We start from the raw sequence: 20,286 nt of genomic DNA, 5'->3' as shown, positions 1-20,286 counted from the left end.
GCGGCCCCCCCCGTGCTCAGGGACAGCTGCCTACTGCTCCCCGGGATCATTATCAACCGTTGTCGTTCAGGCCGATGAACAAGAGACCGCTGCCTGCTCTCCCAATCAATTACCAACCGTTAAAACTCAGACAAGGGAAAACGGCAACAGGGTACACCACCCCCCTGGTGGGTAATGAAAAAGAACCCGCCCCCCCTGATATCCCTGTGTACCTAGAACTGATAGGGGATGAATCCATCAATAACCAGGGTGAACCGGTGGCGGACGGGCAGGCCGGTATAGCAACAGGCAGCAACTCTATGGCGAACACTGGAAACCCCATCCGACCAGACAGCCCTGTGTACCATGTACTGACCGAGTATAGGACTGACTCTGACGATAACCGTGGTAAACCGGTGGCGAACACTGGAAACCCCATCCGACCAGGCAGCCCTGTGTACCATGTACTGACCGAACATGGGACTGACTCTGACGATAACCGTGGTGAACCGGTGGCAAACACTGGAAACCCCATCCGACCAGGCAGCCCTGTGTACCATGTACTGACCGAGCATGGGACTGACTCTGACGATAACCGTGGTGAACCGGTGGCGAACACTGGAAACCCTATCCGACCAAGAAACAGAAGAAACAGTGTCAGGTCTTGAATCTTGAATGTGTTCAAATACAAATGCCTGACCCTCGCTTTTGTTTTTTTTGACCTTATCGGGATTATTAGGTTCTATTCAACATGTCCGGGGGGAGATGATTCAATTTTGTCTGGATTAGCTGCCGACTCTCCTTCTCCCTCATTTCCTTATACATCGATTTTATATAGGACTTTTGAAATGCTTTTTTGTCAGCTTTCCATGCCTTGCCTTTTTCGGTTTGGAGGAATCTGGCTTCGATCTCCCTGAGTGTTGGAGAAATGCGCAAATCTTTTTTAAACTTAACGCGCACCTTTTCAAGCGTAACGTTTTCAGATTCACCAGAGACAGAAGGATCAGTTGCCTGAGGAAGTCGTAAATCATTAGTAGTAGCTGGTGAATTGGATATTGAAAAATCATCGATTGAAAGGGGAGAAGATGATGTCTTCTGGATAGTTACTACCTGCTTCAGGTAACTTTCACGGGTTGAAGTGGATATTTGTGCAGAGTAGCCAGCCAGGCGTGGCTGTAAACTCGAATCTTCAGTAGGTATGGGATTTTCTGAAAGAACCTGTTGGCAAGGGTGATCAGAGTAAAATACTGCTTTTGAGTCTGCAAGAACTCTGTCCATTTGAAAATTAACCTGTGGTTTGTTGAATTGTGAAATTATAACTGACTAATTACTCAATTTCTGATTGATCACTCTTTTCGATAAAAAGTTCCGCATTTCCTCAAATGTTTCAACAGCCAATCATTACTTATTGAACTTTTAGCCAGCCAGGCAATCTAATAAGGAAAATTTTTATTATGAGCTGATCGATTATGTATATTACCAATTCCAACTTACCATCCGCTGCCCAAAATCCATTGCCACCACAACCCGTTGGCAGCCAGGCAGTCAGGCGAATTGAACGCAGTAATATAACGACCATGGATCTTGCTAAATTCCTGCAAAACAGGACAGTAGAGGAGGTTCAGGACATCGCTAAAAAAATCTGCACGGCAGCAATACCGGATCCTGACTTCAAACTCAGTATACTGAAAGAACAGCTCAGGGATTCAGGGTTTGTCAATATTAAACAGTCCCGTTGTGAGGGCGGCGAAAAGCGCCAGTTGATTACCGGGCTGCTCAAGCACATCCAGGGGGAATTCCTTAATCTTGGGGAGGGTGTTGAAGGGTCTGAAGCCACAAAATTTTGTAAGCTTATCCGGGAACCTAACAGCTGTTTGAGCATGGGGATTGATTGCCTGATCGATGAAATCAATGTGCATAAGCGGGAGCAGGAAGCCGGTGGGCATGTATTACCCGGCATGTCCGCTGGTCTTCCTTTAAGTGAGGGATTCCCTCCTGGTGATGGTGGCACCACCGGCCAGGCAATGAATCCTGATGTTTTTCAGCAGCTCCCCAGGGAGCAACAAGCCCTTCATTATCCACCGGTGAATCCAGCCCCATCAGCGCCCCCTGCCTATGACGTTGCCATGGCGGGGAGCCGGGCAAGTGAACTCCCTGAACAGCAGCGATGTAACAAAGGCCTTGAAATGTTTGCCAGGCAGCTTGGGCATTACTCCCTGGACCCTTCCGGAGCCCGGACTGCCATGAACAACATGGCTCAAATCCTGACGCGTATGAGTGGCCAGTGTACACTGCCGAAGACGACTACAGTGGCCAGAGGGGAGCGGTTAACTTCCCTCGCAAAGCAGGTCCGGATGACCTCAGTGAACGTATTTCGCGACGATTTCGTATCAACGGCCGGTATTGGCGTGAGTGTTGTCGGTAACAACCGGGACATTCAGCCTGTTGTCAGCGTTTCATGGCTAACGCTGGATAAATTTCCTGCTGAGGTTCAGGAACGTTTGCAGCTTGCGGGTATCGGGGATTATGGCAAAGAGGATACAAATGTACCCATCGTTCAGGTGTATCTGTGCGCCAGTAGTGAAAAGGCACTGGAAGGTGCTGAATTCACTGTGGATCTGCACAGCACAATCAAAAGGAGGTATCTGTCGAAGTTCTGGCCCCGGGGGCTGGATAAACTGATTCCCCTCAGTGTGGCGCTGCGTATGCCCAAAGGACTGCAGCAAGGTGCTGGCTTTCATCATGTCGGCTTTGCCCTTCATCAGGTATCAGGGTTTGGAGGGGAACGGCCATCGTCTTCGAGTGCACTTTTTTCCCATGGACGAGGTCACAATGAGTCAGAAAGGCACAACATTGGCATTCAACAAGTGGCACCCATACTGGAAGCCATGGGCGTTGACCGCAAAACGGCCATGTCCAGCGAGGCCGGACTGGCCATTCCCTTCGGGTTTACCTTGTTGAAACAGTCCGTGGATGCTTTGGAGCGAGAAGCAAGGGTGTCAAATATGTTGGAGCCCAGAGAACTGTTTGATTTCGGAAGCCTGTTTGGTGGGGCCAGCTCTCGTGGAGGCACCTATCGTGGAGGCAACTTCCGTGGAGGCGAATCAGCTGACGTGCTACAGAGTAAGGCAACTGGAGAAACCTCCAGGGGGTTCTCTATGCCGACTCAAGAAGATGAGCCTGAGGCCAACGAACGAATTACCAGTGGTATTAATCCCCTGGCATGCACAACGGAAAGTGAATATACGTGTGTAAAAGATGGGGTACCAACGGAAGCTTTTGCGTGGGTTGGTGGCCTAATCTGGGTGCAGACCGTTACCAGTTTGCCGGGCATCGAAACCAGCGTAGACCTGAAACAATGGGTAGATAAGCAGAAAGTCGACCCATTAAATCCAGTGCTTCCGGGTATCTTGTAAAAATTATTCCAAAAAGAAACAGTGTCAGGTCTCGAATCTTGAATGTGTTCAAATACAAAGGCCTGACCCTGACTTTTTGTTTTCCTTGACTTTATTCAAGAATCAAAACCTGATTCCGTTTTCTGAGATTTTCAGACGTTTGCGTTTTTGGACGAAAACTCACTAACACTGGAGTAAGTATACAAAACAAAAAATTCCAGGAACCAAAATGGACAGAATATTGTACGTAGGATCTGTCGTTAAAAATGAACTTACTCTGTTCTTAATGGTCATTAAAAGACAGCCTTCAAAAATAACTAACGCTATGGAAATTACTGTATGGTGCCATCTACCTCTGTCCAGCTGAGCTGGCTTGAAAACATTCAATACAATTACCAAACCGATGGATTGCTGAGCGCCCTGTTCGCTGTTTTCTGTTTCTCTGGCCATTCCAGGACCATCTCAGTCGTCGAGGCCGAGAATTACATCAACGCTTTTCCTGAATCCGGGCTAACACAAGCTCTGAACAGAAAAATTACCAGCAGGACAGTGACTCATAGTCCTGCTGGTGACTTACATGCTCAGACTACAACGCCACGGCCTGACCCAAAGGACACTCAGACACCCGTAGCTCAGGAAGCAGGCCGGTCAAACTCACAGTCGGAGCCTTTGGTCAACACAGGCCAGCTATCAGAACAACAAAGGCTGGGTCAATTACAGGAGAATATGAAAGAACTTGCGAAATTAGCAACAAATTATGTCGATATCGTCCGTAAGGTAAGTGATATCCCAATGTCTACTGTTTTTGTAGGCTTGGAACTATCGGCTATTGAGAACGGCGAGAAAACCCTCTCTGCAAAACAAATCATCAGCGATCTGAGGGCCTGGAGTGAGGCATTGAAATTTGGCTTTGACAGCATTATGGAATCATCACAAACGATTACTGATGAATCAGTAGCACAGGCCCTGAAGCAATTCAGATCCAGATTCGACCAACTGGAACGCATACTGGAATGCAAACAGGATCCAGGGCATATTCTGGAATCTACCCTTCATGGCGCTGCCGGGCTGCTGCCTGACATCAGATCAAATATCACTCCTTATCAAGTCCCGGAATGTATTTCATTCGCTGAGAATAGAGTCATTACTTCGGCCAAAAAACTACAAAAGATAATAAACTATGGCCACGAAGTTCTCGACAATGTACTTTCCGTGACACAAGGTAATAAAGATTATCAGGAATTAAAACAACAACTGGATTCCCGGATACAGAATATTCTTGATATGCAAGGCACTAAACACAGCTAGATATTTCAAATACAAATAAACATTGTCAGGTCTTGCAAATACAAAGGCTGACCCTGTCTTTTCGTTTTCCTTGACTTTATTCAGGAATCAAGACCTGACCCTCGCTTCACTCGCTTCAAAAAAGACACCCATTTTTGACTCAGAAAAATGGATGTCTTGTCTTCTTACTGGTTAATCAAGAATCAGTTGCACTAATGATATCGGTTTAACGGATTAACCGAAAATAGAATATTGTGTAAGCTGTTGTCTAATGTATCTATTTTTTTTCTGTTTTGTTTGTTCAGGGTAACAATTAACAGGTGAGATCTGAAAACTTCTTCCATCTCATGGGTGATTTTTAAATTGGTAGACACAAAGTAGATGTTATCCTGGTACACCACGACACCTGGCAGAAAATTATTATTATGGATTTTAAAATCCACAATCTCCTGAGCCGATAACTCGTTCAACTCCACCGGCATAACCGCATTATACACATATTGATCAGGATAACAGGGAGTAAAGAAAAAGGCCTCTTTGTCATCACGGTACACTTGGTTGATGGTTTGGTCGTTGGAACAGTGAGCTATGCACTGAATGCCAGTTATTGCGCTATAGAGCTCAGCAATTTTTGTCGCATTTTTCATGTGGCTGTAATCAACTGCAAAGTATTTTTCAGCAATGGCCATCATGTTTTCAACAATGGCCATTAATCCTTCGACAGTATTATGACCAACCATAATGCCATGATTTTTCATAAAGTAGAGATGCGGCTTCTCTTTGCCTGTGAGGCTTTGCATGTACTGGGCGAAAAGAATGGACACTTCCAGCCCGGGGGCGGCATACCCGACAAAACCGGCATCCGGGTACAGGTTTGATATGATGTTTTGGGCATCACGATGTATCAATAGGGCATTGATAATGACAGGATGCAAATGCAGGGTGTATTTAAAAGGGAGGAGGGCATGAAGAAACACTTCGGCGGTGGGTTTTATATCCGGCAACTCATTAGCTTCCCTGACCGATTGATTGGCTATTTTAACACTCTCTTTCAGGCTGTATTTTTTCAACAGGTCGTTGTTATCTAAAACGTTCAGTATTTTTTCACTGTCAACGGTTACATAACCATGATTCGATTCCGTTTCTGAAAGGACGCAGCCCACTCCCTGAGAGACCAGCAGTTTGCCTGTATCCACTTTAGCCCCGGCATTCCCCCCGCCAGCCTGAACAAGGTCGAAGCGGCCACCGGCGTACTTGCAAAGTTTTACCAGGTCTTTAATAACATTATTTTTCATAATCATATCCTTTTGAAGTTATGCATCATTCATGCTGTATAGCTCAGCGATTATCACCGCAATGGAAAAGATAATAATTAAAGTGAAAGCTATTTTTCCGCCAGGTAACTGATAACTGCTTTTGATACCCTTGTTTCTTCCGGCCCAGGGCAGTACGGCCGGAATGATGCCAAAGACAACAGCAGAAAATATTGCGGCATAACCAAGTGCCGTTAAAAATACAGTGTCCAGCAATATGACTATCAGAGCAGGTGGCGCAAAAGTCAGTAAAGTCAGGGTAAGCTTGCCGGGTTTGATATTGTTGGCCTGCAAGCCATCCGAGATAAGATCAAATGTTCCCAGGGATACACCAATTAATGACGTGGCAATGGCTAAAAAAAAGAATGCCTTGAATATCAGTACAACATTGCCATTGTCTGTGAACTCTGCCATGGCCCGTAAAATGCCTGTTGATGGGTCACCGGAGTACAGAATGCTTTCTATACCGTTGTCACCATTAACAGGTATTACACCAATGACAATCGTTGCCCATAAAATATACATGATCAGTGGTATAAGGCTACCAACCACACAGGCAATCTTTATTTTTCTCACGTCACTGTGTAGATAGCTTCGCAAGGTCGGCACTATGACCAGATAGCCAAAAGAGGCAAAAATAACCGGTAATGATAAGAATGGCGGGTTGAATGTTGTTATTTCCAGCCTGTCAGCCTCCACATAAGGCATGGAAATGAAGGCAAGAGAGATAAATATCAGCAAAATTCCGATCACAAAAACGCGATTGATGTTTTCTGACATTCTTATGCCTGAATATATTAAGCCAGAAGCAATAGCCGTAATCACGACAACGGATGTAGTCTTGTTAACGTCAAGAGGAAGAATATATGACAAGGAGTAGCCTGTTAACTCCCCCAGGCCAGACAAATAAGCAGCAAGAATGCAATATAGAAATAATAAGCAGCTTCCCCACCCTATTATCTCTCCGGGTCGCCCCAGAGTGACCGAGATCATCGTGATAAGGTTGGCACCCTCTTTGTGCTGGAGGTTAGCTTCCAGCATAGAGAAGGCGATGCCCAGTGAAGCAAGCCAGACGGCGATAAACATAAAGAGGGTCGCTGCAAACCCGTAAGTGCCTGTGGTTACCGGCAGCGCAATCATCCCGGCTCCAACAGTGGTTCCCGTGACCAAAAAAATGCTGCCAATCAGGTTGTTTTTTTCCATGATTTTTCTTTTTCTGTTCTAGTGCATGACGGACTATATCGACCGAGGTGAGCACATTTGCATAATCAGATCATTGATCAATGTCATTCGCAGTGTGAGCGTTCATCGAGTGCGTCTTCAAAATCCTTCAATTGATTGCTATTCAAAAACAGGACAAACACTGAATATTGAGGTGATGGTGTGCTTTAAGACTGCTTATCCTTACGGGCAGGGGCAACCGGTGATGACTGGTTTACAGGCACTGCCTGAGTGCTTTGGGGGGCAGGTTGCGGTGTTTTAACGAATCCCACGGAGAACCGGGGGCATATATGGTCCGCCCCACTTTGCAAGGGAAAGTTTTTCATCATGATTAAAGAGTAATGCTTCCACTCTCTTAATAAAGAGACCGGCCTTTGGGGTGAGGTTACAATGCTTCTGGCCCAGGTGGAATACGCCCCTTGTGGTTTTGGCCACTTGGGAGTCTCCCTTAGCATCCACGCGACTGATTCGGGCAGTTCCATAGAAGAGCCCAGTACAGATTCATGCCACCTATACGCAGGACACAACCTGTACAGCATTCAGAATTCACTTGCAGATTTATCCGATTGTGCGGCCCACGGTTTTGTTGTCAGAGAAGTCTTTTACGACGCCTCAACAGTGGTTCGGGTTTACTCATCTCTCTGTACCACACATGCCAGGTCGAGCCTGACTTTTCCTCATTGCTCACGACCACCACTCTTAATGGCAGCCGCATGTGGTAGTTTGAAGCCAGCTTCCGACAGCGGACTTCGGTGGGTCTACCAGCCTCTCTTCCATAGCTTCCACGCTCTTCAGGACTTCATCCTTTGAACTCCTAAATTCGTGCTACGGCACACGCACAATGAAAGATCTGATCCTGATTTTTGACCCTGATTTTCTGATGTTGGATCTGCGAGGGCTGATATGGCAAGAGATTAGCGGATTTATAAACCGTAGGTCGGTTCCCCGTTCAGGGGAGCCGACGGTCTTTTCCCCGCCGACAATTCCAGTGTTGAGAAGTGCACGGCGGTTGGTTCACGAGTCGGCTTCCTTCGGAAACTGACCTGCGTCGAAACATATGCATGCCAACGCATCAGTCCTTAGGTCTTTCTTTTGAATGGATTCAAGACCTAATGGACGCCGGTTTTGCTGATTTTTCAGCTTTCTTTTTTCGGGATCTTTCATTCGCTCCTTTTTGCGCTGATTCAACAGCTTTCTTTGTATGGGGTCCTTCATTCTTTCATGATACCGCTCCCTTTGGCGCTGATTATCCAGCTTTCTTTTTTCGGGATCTTGCCTTCGCTCCCTTTGGCGTTGATTTATCAGCTTTCTTTTTTCGGGGTCCTTCATTCTTTCATGATACCGCTCCCTTTGGCGCTGACTATTCAGCTTTCTTTTTTCAGGGTCTTTCATCATTTCACTATACCGCTTCCTTCTTTGCTGATTTACCAGCTTTGTTTTTTCGGGTTCTTGCATTCGCTCCCTTTGGTGCTCAACAAGGAAACTATCAGCAATTTCTTCCTGTAGGGTCGTTTGCTTATCACCTGTCGTTTGGTTCAGGTTTATCGGGTTAACAAAAGTAACTGGTGGTAAATCTTGTTGGTTAAACCGTACGGCATGAAGATGAGTTAACTGATCATCTGGATTCAAATGCCTGGCAGGTATTGGATCAGGCTCGCTAGCCGATAAACATACCTGCTGAGCAAAGGGAAAATCTGGTATTGACGATATTTCATTATTAATGATTTCATCATCAGAATTCCAAGGCACATATTTATCAAGAACTGATTTTGGTATCTCATGAATATCCGTTCCAAAAGAGTTTTCTGCATTGAAGTCTGCCAGAGATACAATATCGTATTCACCCAACGATTTAAGAATACCTGTTTCATTTTGGGGTATATCTGATTGTCTATTGTAAACAGGAAAAGGAGAGTCCAGTGCATGACCAGACATGCCTTGATACACCTGCGATAGTTTGCTGGCATCAGGTTCACAGGATTGGTTTATGATATCCAATGTACCGGAATAAAGATCAGAAAAAGCAACATCGAAGGAACGAAACTTACTGGAGTGATTCATTGAATTACTGGATTATTGAATTAATCCTAAGACTACGTCTTCTTATAAAAGTTCCTCCCTGCCACAAACTATTTACTATTTTTGTCAATGAAGCATAAGGATTTGTTATGGCCACTAACAAGACGACACTGGCAGAAAACTGAAAGCTGGGGTCATATATGGTCCGCCCCGCTTTGCAAGGATAAGTTTTCCATCATGACTAAAGAGACCGGCCTTTGGGGTGAGGTCTCAATGCTTCTGGCTCTGATGGAATCCGCTCACTCCCACCTCATCAGGTCTTCGGCCTCTTCGGGGCCTGATTAGGATTGACACTTGTTGTTTATACTAATAAGAAAAAGATATTGCAAAATGAAAGACCAGCCCCTGCTTTTCTTCTTTCTGCTCTTCGTGGTTTCGTCTTTAGCTTCCCGAAGCTGGAAGTAGACGCTTAATGTCTGAGAATATTTACTGACCGGTTATGAAAGCGAATCCTGTAAATGCCAACAGTCAAAGAGAAACTGCATTCTTAAGTAGCTAACCATATGAAATCATATATTTCTGACTCCTTGTGCTGGCACTCTGCTTCGTTACAACTCCGGTCACATAGCTACGGCTATGCTCCCTCCGTTGTGCCTCGCATAGTACCAGCCCAAGTAGCCAGAAATATTCGATTCCATATGGCCAGCTACTTATAGTAAAAAAAAGCGCATCTAATTCAAACTATTCTTACCACTGCCAAAAAACTGGCCACTATATTTCTCCCTATTAACCTGCAAACAGCAACACCAGTTATCCGTCAGAAATAGTTTAATTATCCTAACCTGTTTACTTATGGTTATGGTCGTTTGATATGTAAGACAGTGGATTGATATCAACACAAACAACTTTGTTATAAGGTATTGATTTTGATAGAAGAAACAAGCGTACCCACGACAGGTACTGCCAACGACCCGCAACCTGTAACAACCCCGGCCACAGAACTGGAGGGCCGTTGGGGAAGGTTGGGTGTCGGGGTCAGTGCGTTTGTCCGGTCGCTGAACCCCAACTTTGATCCGACAAATTCCCGGCCGCCAGTGCCCGGTGCAGCAGGCAGTGATCCTCAGGGCATTGATGGCCTGGGTAATTTCCTGCAGATCACCGCACTGGCAGGACGTGTGGTATCAGCCTGTGGCGGCATGTCCCCGGAAATCAGTAGTATCCTGGGCAATCTTCCCAGCATCTCCACTGCGGGCCAGTACGCCTGGGATCAGTTTAATGCATTCACTGCCCGTGCCGAGCCTGGCACGCACAGGGAAAATAGGCAGGACGGGGCCCCGGAAAACGCCAAAGATAAAGATAAAGATAAAGAAAAAACCAGCAAAGCCCCACAAAATACACGACAAAAAACAACTAAATCCGTTACCAACACGCAACGGTTTGGCCAGTTGCCAAAGACGTCCCTGGCACTGGGGGCCCTGGCCGGATTTTCCGCTGTCGGCGCATCATCTGTATCCAACCCTGGCACCGACGACTGGGTTGATGTGGCGGATGAAGGAACCCTTGGCAATATCTGCAATAATACGGAATCATGCAGCAGAAATTATCGGCTGACCAGGGATATTGATGGTGGGCAGTTAACCCGATCCATTGGTAATGAAAGCGTTCCGTTTACCGGCCAGCTGAACGGTCAGGGTCATACCATTGGCAATCTCTCCCGCTGCCTGGTAGAAAACCTTAAGGGCGGCCGTATCGATAACCTGACCCTTAGTGATGCCAATATAACGTCATCAGCGCCTGCCGGGGTAGCGGCTTGTGAAATATCAGGCGACGCCATGGTGAGTAATATTCAGGTTGCGCGTGCTGAAGTCACCACAAACAGTGGACACGCAGCTATTGGCGTGGGCCGAGTCGAAGGAGGAACCCTAACCAACACGGCCGCGGTGAATTGCACGGTGAAAACCTCCGGTCACAATGCATTTGCCGGTATTGGTGTGGGATCTCTGCGTAATGGAGCTGTTGCTAACACGGCTGCGGTAAACTGTATTGTTGAAACAGATACAGCAGATATGAGTGCTGGTGTTGGTGCGGGTTTTTCGTTTGAAGGAATCGTTACCAACACAACTGCGGTGTACTGTCATGTTAAAACACTGGGAAGAAATGCAGATGCAGGCATTGGGGCAGGAAGTCAGTATAAAGGAACTGTTACCAACACGGCTGCGGTGAAATGCGAAGTGGAAACCTCCCATGCCTCTGCAAATGCCGGTATTGGGGCGGGAGAATCGAAAGACAGTACTGTTAGCTACACGAAAGCGGTGGACTGTAAGGTAACAACCGGCAAAAAACAGGCAAGCGCCGGTATTGGGGTGGGGTTGAATGAAGGAACAGGAAATATTACCGACACGACGGCAGTAAGGTGCAAGGTGAAAACCAGCGGTCGCGAAGCATTTGCCGGTATTGGTGCGGGAGATCATCAAAGTACAGGAATTATTGATCTCACGACCGTACTGGACTGTACGGTTGTCACAGAAGGACCTGATGCAGATGCCGGTATTGACGCAGGACGCAGCAGTGGAAAGGCAAATGTCCGCGGCACCTTGGCGATTGGCACCAACGTTACAAGTAATGTTAATAAAAATTCCACTGCGAGGATCAAAGTAGGAACAGTGAACCCAATTATTTGCAATGTCCGTATCAATGGTGAACGGCAACAAGGCATCCAGGTATGTCCTTCTGGGGATGAGGATTACTGTGCAGAAATTGACCACCGACTGGTAACACCGAAGTGCCAGGCCGTTAATTATGATGGTATTAATACATTATACGGTGCCAATGCCCTTCTACCGCCCGCAATCCTGGAGACGGGACCCAAAGGTACCACTATGACTACGACCTTTTCCAGCCCAGCTTCTGCCACAACAATACCCCCAACAACCGGGGCCACCACATCAGGCATGAACTTTTCCAGCCCAGGTTCTGTCACAATGTCAACGGCCCCAAAAAATTACACTAAAGTACCATTAATGACCTTTTCCACCTCGGATCCTGCCAGATTTACCAGACAAACACCGTTAGCAGGATCTCTAAATACTACCGTCATAGCCTATATCGCCCTGGGCGTCTCTCTGGGTGTGGTACTTTTTGTGCTGGCCGGGACCGGGTTATGCGCCTACCGCTATTATCGTCAAAGATTATCGACTCAGGCTGGCCGGAACCGTGAGGAACCCATGCCGATGCACCCCGAAGGCCGACCCCGGAGTGGCATACCGCTGTCTACTCTTCCTCGGAGCCATTACCAGCTGTCAGACAGACCTCTGCCCACTCCCCCTCAGAGACATTACCAACCGTTGTTTGACATACCGGGGAACACCGCAGCAGGGGGCAGCATTTCCAGGAAGAACACTGAAAAAAAACCTGACCAACAACGCCCAGACAGCCCTTTGTACCAGGAACTGATCGGATATGCATCCGCCTATAGCTGTCGTTCTGGCGAATCGGTGGTAATCGAGCAGGCCGGAAAGGTAACCGCAGACAGCAACCCTATGGTGAGCGAAGAAGAACCTGACCAACAACGCCCTGCCTCCCCTGAGTACCATGTATTGACCAAGCATGATTCCACCGATAGCTGTCTCGAACAGGTGGAAATCGACCTGGCGGGTATGGTAACTGGAGACTGCAACCCCACGGTGAGCACTGAAGAAGAACCTTACCAACAATGCCCTGTGTACCATGTATTGACCGAGCATGAACCCGCCCGTAGCTATGGCGAACCGGAGGTAATCGAGCTGGCGGATATGGTAACTGGAGACTGTAACCCCATGACGAACACTGAAGAAAAACCTGAGCCTGCAAGCCCTGTGAGCCATTAACTCACCGAATCATCTAATAGCTACAGCCCAACAATATCCTCCAACTTTTCCACAAAGTTCGGGTCACGAGAGACTTTGAATGTCTTTTCAAGGTGAGGCTTGAGGCCATTTGCCTTCCAGATTCGTCGAACGCTGGCTTCACTTACGCCACTGACAGCAGCCATGGAGCGAGTGCTCCAATGAGTGGCATTATCAGGCAGTGTTTGAGTTGTCAATCGGACAATTTCAACGGCATCTATAGTCTGACGACGACCTCCTCGAGGCAGGTCTTTTTCAATGGCAGAACCCACCACATAACGACTGCGACAGCGGCTAACTTGATTTCGACCAATATTCATAGCCTCAGCAATCTGAAGATTGGTTTTACCTTGTGCAGCCAGAAGTATGATTTTTGAGCAGCGAGCAATGCGAACTGTGGTCGTATTGGACGTCGATAGCTGTTTAATATCTTTTTCTTCCTGTGCGCTTAATTTAATTTTTGGAGCAGTTCTCATAGTCAGTGATTATTATTCTCTGAGGGTTTAATAATAATGACTGGTTTGAAAATTATATATGATTTCATATGGTCAGCTACTTAACTGCGTTAATTCATCACCTCTCTTTGCATCATGCATTAATAATATTTCAATAATACTATTCCACCCTTTAATATAAGCTTTATCCAGTGGGGTTTGGCCATCTTTATCAGGTTCACTGACATCTGCCCCATACTGTACAAGTAATTTAACCATTGGTAGATCTCCATCAAAAACGGCCCTCCATACTGGTGTTGAATGATAAATACCCGATTTTGAGTTAACCTCAGCACCACATCCTATCAGATACTCTGCGATATCAATCTTTCCACGGAAAACAGCTTCCATCAAGGGAGTTTGGTCATGTTGAGATGATCGTAGAGTATTTAACAACTCAGTGGTGACACAACTTTTCAAAGCATCCAGATTTCCTTTTTCTATAGAATTAAATATAGGATGACGGCTCATAATAGGGGTGCTCTCTCAATTTGATAACTGAGGCGGGTATGACAGCAGCGGGGTTATGCAGTGGTGTCGTCGATGTAGATAAACCTGAATAACAATGATTGTGACAGGTTTTTAGTAACGGAGAGACGACGGTTATGACCAACCGCTGTCAAACTGAAATGCAGGGCAACCTTATTATCAATGAACCAAAGTACCGGCTTCCGCACAAGACAGCTTACTGTTGCGGAGCTTCCTATGGAGTATGGGGTTTTGGATATGGTGAGTATAGTGGTGGCGGTTCCTGGGTGTATGGTGGTGGTTCATGGGAGTACGGTGGTGGTTCATGGGAGTACGGTGGTGGAGGCTCCTGAGGGTATCGAAATGTTGTAGTGCTACTATTATTTCGTACGACTTCACTGAATGTTTCGGTCGACTCACCAGTGATTCCGGGAACATGAAGGATAGTCTGGGAAAACTGTACAGGTGAGTCCGAAGGGGCTGAAGACGGGCACGGAGCATGAATACCCCCAGTGACATTAATCGAGTTACAAAGCGGCTGTGCTCTGACCACTCTGGAATCAATGGACGTTTCGCGGTGACCATGATCAACGGCATTGGTATCGTTCGCATTCTTGCGACAACAGGCAACATATGTCGCCACTGCTGAAGTGCCTGTTGCAACGCCTACTGCTGCCCCCACCCCAAAGCCGACAAACATTGCAGTATAAGTTTTTGTCAGCTCCATGCTGACAAACCCACTGGAAGTACAACAGAATACTCCACATGTAAAGCTGGAACATTTACACATGTTATCATCTTGATTGGGGCATAAATAATGATCAGTGCAAGAACCAGTTGATTCCATAAAATGTACCTTTTCGGAGTTTCCTGAGACCGCTTTTACTACTTATCAATCCATGGACTTGATTTTTTCTAAAAAGTTTCGATATTCCTTCCCTGTGTGTGAACTAAGTGCCGACCCTGCCTGGGTTATGGCAGAATCCGTAATTTTTTTTCACGGACTTAGTGATTTTCGCGCCCTGCGAGGTTAAAAAAAATAAAAACACCTCTATTTCTTCCAGTTTTTTGATCATCAAATAGCCACCAAGAGTGGAGGCCGCTTTTTGTGTACTGTGAACATAGTGTGCTTGATATTTATTAGATGCTCAAAGGCGTATATTCAGCGGGAATAGCTGGGAAGGAACTTGTGTAACCAAGTGGGAGTCTTAAGCTGTGATTCAATAACTTAATGAATTTATGAATTAATGACTGATCCAGATTGTAACTTACAAGGCTGTTATTCGAATTTTCTCACCGCATATGATGCTTTTATGTCCGGCGGTAAGTCACTTTCCAATCGCTATACACAAAAAAATGCTATAGCATTCGGTCAGAAAGTGGAACAAACGGCCCCAATCAATAACACCTCCATACCCGATGGGGATAGACTCCATAACCGATTCGATGATTCAAGAATTAAACAAATGTCAATCACTATTCTTGATTCTAAAGAAACCTGCCTGGATGAGCCCTCTGAATTATCCGTAAGACCAGAAACATTTCAGAAAGCTGATAGTGGCACTGAATCAGAAATAAAAATTGTGCGAGTTTGGAGTATGGCTGGTGAAGGTGGCTCTCACTCTGTTAATAACAGCCATCAGTATTCTAACGTGATGGAGCAACTCAGTCCGATAATTCATGCTGATAACTTGAGTAATAAGTCTGTTTCAAACCCACCAGAAAAAATAACTGACAACAAAGCCTCTCGGTTGGCGCGCCGAAGGGAGCGCCGAAGGGAGCGTTGCAAAGATCCTGCTTTCTTAGAGCGCCAAAGGAAGTACCAAAGGGAGTACCGAAGGGAGCGTCGCAAAGATCCCGCTTTCGCAGAGCGCGAAAGGAAGCGCAAAAAGGAGCGCTACCAGACAGATCCCGCTTTCGCAGAGCACGAAAGGAAGTACCACAGGGAGTACCACAAGGAGCGCTACAAGACAGATCCCGCTTTCGCAGATCGCGAAAGGGAGCGCCTAAGGGAGCGCTACAAGACAGATCTCGCTTTCGCAGAGCGCCAAAGGGAGTACCAAAGGGAGTACCAAAGGGAGCGTCGCAAAGATCCCGTCTTTGCAGAGGGGCAAAGAATCTATAGGAATACTTACAACAGAATCAAAAGACAAACCGCCAACAAGGAAGAAGCTTCAAAGCAAGCGAATATCGCAAAAAAGCAGTATCTCAAGTCAATCCATTCAGCTGGAAACTCCGGTGAATTAACACTGACTTCTAATTCAATTGAAACAAACCATAGTTCCAGTAAAATTTTTAAAAAGCTGGGGTCAGGTCTTTCTTCTTGACGCAAAGCCAAGGAGCCCGAAACTGGGTTAGGGCTTTCTTTTGAATGGATTCAAGGTTCAAGACCTGACCCTAGATTTCTAGATTTCTTTATGTTTTCAGAAATTATGAATACGTCAGTTTTCAGGCTGTGGCAGTTGACGTGTATTCATCGGGAGTAGCTGGCAAAACTCATTCTATCTTGGCTCATTTGAAGCCGTTTTGGGAGCAGGGCGGACCATTCCATTAGGTCTTTCTTCTTGACGCAAAACCACTGAGCCCGTGGGTTAGGGCTTTCTTTTGAATGGATTCAAGGTTCAAGACTTGACCCCGGTTTTTTTGACCCCGGTTTTTTATTCCAGCTTTTATGACCCCAGCTTTTAAAAGGTACAGCGTCCAGTTTGGCGAAGTATGAGGTGGAAGTTTGAAATAATCAAGAATCGGTTCTCCGAGCAATTTTATCGCTCACTGTAGAAGGCAGTCCGTTGGTTGGGCTCCATAGCCTTCAAGAAGTTCCTTGCACTTTGTGTGGCCAAACCTGATAGCGAAGTAGAGAGCCCTATTGCCATAATTATTCACCTCTTTGGCCAGTGAGGGTTCAAAGTTCAGCAATGTCTGGATGGCCTTTGTTTGGCCTTGACGAGCAGCTTTGTGGAGAGCCGTTTCGCCCAAGATATCCTTCCCTTTGACCAAGGAGCGTTCAATCTCCAGCAATTTCTGGATGGCCTCTGTTTGGCCTTGACGAGCAGCTGCGTGAAGAGCCGTTTGGCCCCACTTATCCTTCTTTTTGGCCAGTAAGGGGGCTTTGGTCAGCAATCGCTGGATGGCTTCAGTGTGGCCGTTTTCAGCAGCTACGTGGAGAGCAGTTTCGCCACAGTTATCCTTCACTTCGGCCAGTAAGGGGGCTATGGTCAGCAATTGCTGGATGGCTTCAGTGTGGCCGTTTTCAGCAGCTACGTAGAGAGCCGTTTCGCCACAGTTATCCTTCACTTCGGCCAGTAAGGGTGCTATGGTCAGCAATCGCTGGATGGCTTCAGTGTGGCCGTTTTCAGCAGCTGCGTGGAGAGCCGTTTTGCCACAGTTATCCTTCACTTCGAGCAGTAAGGGGGCCATGGTCAGCAATTTCTGGATGGCCATTGTTTGGCCATTACGAGCAGCTGCGTGGAGAGCCGTTTCGCCCCACTTATCCTTCTCTTTGGCCTGGGAGCCGTCAATCTCCAGCAATTTCTCGATGGCCTCTGTTTGGCCATTACCAGCAGCGTGGTGGAGAGCCGTTTCGCCCCACTTATCCTTCTCTTTGGCCAGGGAGCGGTCATTCTCCAGCAATTTCTGGATGTCCTCTATGTCGCCTTGGCTAGCAGCTGTGTGGAGAGCCGGTTGGCCAAGAGGCCTATTGGGGACAAAGTTCTTCAATGTCTGGATGGCCTCTTCGCAGTGACACTTTTCAGCCAATTCGAGAGCCTCTAGGCCATCGTTATCCTTCTCTTTGGCCAGTGAGGGGTCAAAGTTTAGCAATGTCTGGATGGCCTTGGTGTGGCCAAAAGGGGCTGCTGCGTGGAGAGCTGTTCGGCCATATTTATCCTTTTGTTTGACATTAATGCCGTTAACGTACAATAACGCCTTGACGTTCTTTGTGCAGCCGTTTTTAGCAGCCATATGCAGCGCTGTTTCGCCATTCTTATTAGTCGCATTAACATCAACATCCGATCCAAACTTAACCAGATATCGCAGGCACTCCAGATGTCCGTTCTTGGCTGCCAAGTGCAGAGGTATTGTTCCGTCCTCGGCAGGGCGAATCTTAGCTCCCTTAAGAAGTAGCCAATCCAGACAGTCACGATGACCGTTCTCGGCTGCCAGGTGCAGAGGTGTTTTGCCATCAGCTTGAGGCAAATTAATTTTGGCCTCTGTACGGAACTGTTTTTTAAAAGCTGAGAAAGCTTTCACACAAGCTTTAATTAGGTCCTGTTTAAGCAGGTCTTTCGGGTACTTTATTTTTCCTTCCTTAGCATCTTCTAAAAGTTTAATGACTTGATCACAAATGGTCTGCAAGTTTTCTTTGGTATTGGGTACATAACCGGCTAGAGCTTTCAAACAATTTATATCGCCCTTGCCAGCGGCGATGTGCAGGGGCGTTTCACCTGTTTTCAGTTGCGAATTAACTTTCCCACCGCTGTGAATCAGGATTTCTAAACACTTAACGTTACTTCTTCCAGTGGCGATGTGCAGAGGTGTTTCACCATTGGTTGTTCGGGCAGCGTTGACATCAGCGAGATTGGAAAACAAATCAGACAGCAGAGTATAAATTTTCACTCCACATTTGATGATTTTAATAAAAACATCGATTTTTTCCATCTGACGAACGCTTTTAATGGCGCTAGGTAAATGACAAATAATGTCTATCAGAACAGACAGATGATCGGCCCTCTTCCCGATTAGCGCTTTCACAATGCTGGTGTGACCGTTACAAATAGCAATGTGCAAAGGCGTGGTTCCATCCTTGCACGAGGCATTAACATCTACTTTTTGGTCGATCAGCATTTTCAAGCGCTCAATATTGCCCTTTTCAGCGGCATCGAACAACAGCAGAACCCGGGGGTCCGAGTGCTGCGGCAAAATATTAGCAGCGGGCCGCTCTGTCAGGGTACCAGGCTCGGCCTGCTTGCCAGGGCAATTTACGTCAATTAACCTCAGTATCGTTTCTTTGCACACATAACAACTACGCTCACGGATATCACCTGCTGTGGAATTGTACCAAGAGTCGTAAATACAGAGCTTGTGGAAAAAGTGAGGTTCTTGACATAGTGTCCTGACCATTGAGTGGAGACCCTGATCATAATCGGTACGATTGCAAATAGCACAGGCTGGGGAACTTAAGGTGGTATTGCTGCCTATTAGGTTATTCATAAAAATTCTGACAGTTTGCTGTCTCTGAATGGTTAAAAGGTTTTAACGGGAACCAGCAATTAACCGTAAAGTGTCAATTACCTGGTTCCCATCTGAAAGCTCTAGCCGTTGGGCCACATAGCCTACAGGGATTTGACGAACTCTAAATTTACATGAAAATCACATCAACTCCGCTGGAGCCCCTGAAATCTGCTTGAAGAAAGCGTCAAAAAAAACTTGAATTGTTGCCTTCTAAACCCTGCTGCGTAAGGGTTGCAGAGTCTTTGGACGAAAACTTGATAATATATTCCAAATGAAACTGATAAGACTGACTGCACAATGTTTTGACTATGGAACGCCCACCAAGTTGACCTCTGGTGGGTCCGTCACAAATACAGGTAGGGCACTTAAATACGACGGTGTTCTCCTGACACTATTCATCGCTTTAGCCTGCTAGCCTGCTATTTGACTCAACACTGGGGGTAGGACAAAAATCAGCAGAGTAAGTTCGAAAAAATCAGGGTCATATATGGTCCGCCCCGCATTGCATATGGTCCGCCCCGCATTGCAAGGAAAAGTTTTCCATCATAGGAAATAAAGAGGAAATAAAGGACACCCAAAATTTTTGACAGGAAATAAGAATAAAGGACACCCAAAATTTTTGACTAATCGGCCATACCGTCTATTTTTCATCTGGAGCCTCTTAAGGGCATTAAGGAAATCTACCCAGTAACCAAAAAAAATGACATGACGACCGCCCGAAAAAACCTCATAGATGCAGCCAATACGCCCTACTACCACTGCATGGCACGCTGCGTTCGCAGGGCCTTCCTATGCGGCAAAGATAATTTCTCAGGCAAAAACTATGAGCATCGCAGGCAGTGGGTGGTTGATCGGCTGAAAGCGCTTTCCGGTATTTTTGCCCTGGAAGTCTGTGCTTATGCGGTGATGTCGAATCATTATCATGTGGTGCTCCATATCAATAGTCAGCAAGCCAAAAAATGGGACACCAAAGAAGTCTTACAACGCTGGACGCAGC

General features: G+C 46.5%; 15 protein-coding genes. 9 read left to right on the top strand and 6 right to left on the bottom strand.

Annotated elements, in window-relative coordinates:
• On the top strand, positions 1-647 hold a 647-nt coding region (locus tag J7438_RS22565; protein WP_209278345.1), incomplete at its 5' end, for a hypothetical protein.
• 67 nt (positions 648-714) lie between these two features.
• On the opposite strand, the gene J7438_RS22560 is transcribed toward J7438_RS22565, so the two are convergent.
• Positions 715-1,257 carry a hypothetical protein gene (locus J7438_RS22560; protein ID WP_209278344.1) on the bottom strand — a complete coding sequence of 181 codons (543 nt, stop codon included), beginning with the start codon at positions 1,255-1,257 and terminating at the stop codon, positions 715-717.
• A 191-nt stretch (positions 1,258-1,448) separates the two neighbouring features.
• On the opposite strand from J7438_RS22560, the gene J7438_RS22555 reads away from it, so the two are divergent.
• Both J7438_RS22555 and J7438_RS22550 read left to right on the top strand, forming a co-directional pair.
• A complete protein-coding gene (locus tag J7438_RS22555; RefSeq protein WP_209278343.1) occupies positions 1,449-3,395 on the top strand; it encodes a hypothetical protein in 1,947 nt (648 codons plus the stop codon).
• 705 nt (positions 3,396-4,100) lie between these two features.
• A complete protein-coding gene (locus tag J7438_RS22550; protein ID WP_209278342.1) occupies positions 4,101-4,682 on the top strand; it encodes a hypothetical protein in 582 nt (193 codons plus the stop codon).
• A 191-nt stretch (positions 4,683-4,873) separates the two neighbouring features.
• On the opposite strand, the gene J7438_RS22545 is transcribed toward J7438_RS22550, so the two are convergent.
• Positions 4,874-5,956 (bottom strand): class II aldolase/adducin family protein, encoded by a 1,083-nt coding sequence (locus J7438_RS22545; RefSeq protein WP_209278341.1) that lies wholly within the window; start codon positions 5,954-5,956, stop codon positions 4,874-4,876.
• Positions 5,957-5,974: 18 nt separating this feature from the next.
• Entirely contained in the window at positions 5,975-7,177 is a 1,203-nt protein-coding gene (locus J7438_RS22540) for an amino acid permease (protein WP_209204397.1), read from the bottom strand.
• A 1,079-nt stretch (positions 7,178-8,256) separates the two neighbouring features.
• On the opposite strand from J7438_RS22540, the gene J7438_RS22535 reads away from it, so the two are divergent.
• Both J7438_RS22535 and J7438_RS22530 read left to right on the top strand, forming a co-directional pair.
• Positions 8,257-8,748: a hypothetical protein gene (locus tag J7438_RS22535; protein ID WP_209278340.1), complete on the top strand. Its 492-nt coding sequence runs from the start codon at positions 8,257-8,259 to the stop codon at positions 8,746-8,748.
• Between the two features lie 1,392 nt (positions 8,749-10,140).
• Positions 10,141-13,080: a ZmpA/ZmpB/ZmpC family metallo-endopeptidase-related protein gene (locus tag J7438_RS22530; RefSeq protein ID WP_209278339.1), complete on the top strand. Its 2,940-nt coding sequence runs from the start codon at positions 10,141-10,143 to the stop codon at positions 13,078-13,080.
• 20 nt (positions 13,081-13,100) lie between these two features.
• Here the strand turns inward: J7438_RS22530 and J7438_RS22525 are convergent, their stop codons facing one another.
• Positions 13,101-13,574 carry a helix-turn-helix domain-containing protein gene (locus J7438_RS22525; protein WP_209278338.1) on the bottom strand — a complete coding sequence of 158 codons (474 nt, stop codon included), beginning with the start codon at positions 13,572-13,574 and terminating at the stop codon, positions 13,101-13,103.
• A 72-nt stretch (positions 13,575-13,646) separates the two neighbouring features.
• Entirely contained in the window at positions 13,647-14,063 is a 417-nt protein-coding gene (locus tag J7438_RS22520) for an ankyrin repeat domain-containing protein (RefSeq protein WP_209278337.1), read from the bottom strand.
• A 180-nt stretch (positions 14,064-14,243) separates the two neighbouring features.
• Here J7438_RS22520 and J7438_RS22515 point away from each other — a divergent pair, with 180 nt between their 5' ends.
• The 3 genes from J7438_RS22515 to J7438_RS22505 all read left to right on the top strand — a co-directional run bounded on the left by J7438_RS22515 (position 14,244) and on the right by J7438_RS22505 (position 16,387).
• Positions 14,244-14,432, top strand: coding sequence for a hypothetical protein (locus J7438_RS22515; RefSeq protein WP_209278336.1), 189 nt, complete (start codon positions 14,244-14,246; stop codon positions 14,430-14,432).
• A 127-nt stretch (positions 14,433-14,559) separates the two neighbouring features.
• Positions 14,560-14,709: a hypothetical protein gene (locus J7438_RS22510; protein ID WP_209204406.1), complete on the top strand. Its 150-nt coding sequence runs from the start codon at positions 14,560-14,562 to the stop codon at positions 14,707-14,709.
• An 817-nt stretch (positions 14,710-15,526) separates the two neighbouring features.
• Positions 15,527-16,387, top strand: a complete 861-nt coding sequence (locus J7438_RS22505; RefSeq protein WP_209278335.1) for a hypothetical protein — start codon at positions 15,527-15,529, stop codon at positions 16,385-16,387.
• 442 nt (positions 16,388-16,829) lie between these two features.
• Here the strand turns inward: J7438_RS22505 and J7438_RS22500 are convergent, their stop codons facing one another.
• A complete protein-coding gene (locus J7438_RS22500) occupies positions 16,830-18,977 on the bottom strand; it encodes an ankyrin repeat domain-containing protein (RefSeq protein ID WP_209278334.1) in 2,148 nt (715 codons plus the stop codon).
• Positions 18,978-19,994: 1,017 nt separating this feature from the next.
• Here J7438_RS22500 and J7438_RS22495 point away from each other — a divergent pair.
• Positions 19,995-20,286, top strand: a 292-nt coding sequence (locus tag J7438_RS22495; protein WP_503003928.1) for a transposase, incomplete at its 3' end; no start/stop codon positions are given.

It is taken from the genome of Thalassotalea sp. G20_0 (assembly GCF_017744175.1).
Taxonomy (GTDB): Bacteria; Pseudomonadota; Gammaproteobacteria; order Pseudomonadales; family Endozoicomonadaceae; genus Endozoicomonas.
Note: the sequence above shows the minus strand (reverse complement) of the source record. Positions and strands in the feature narration are given on the sequence as shown.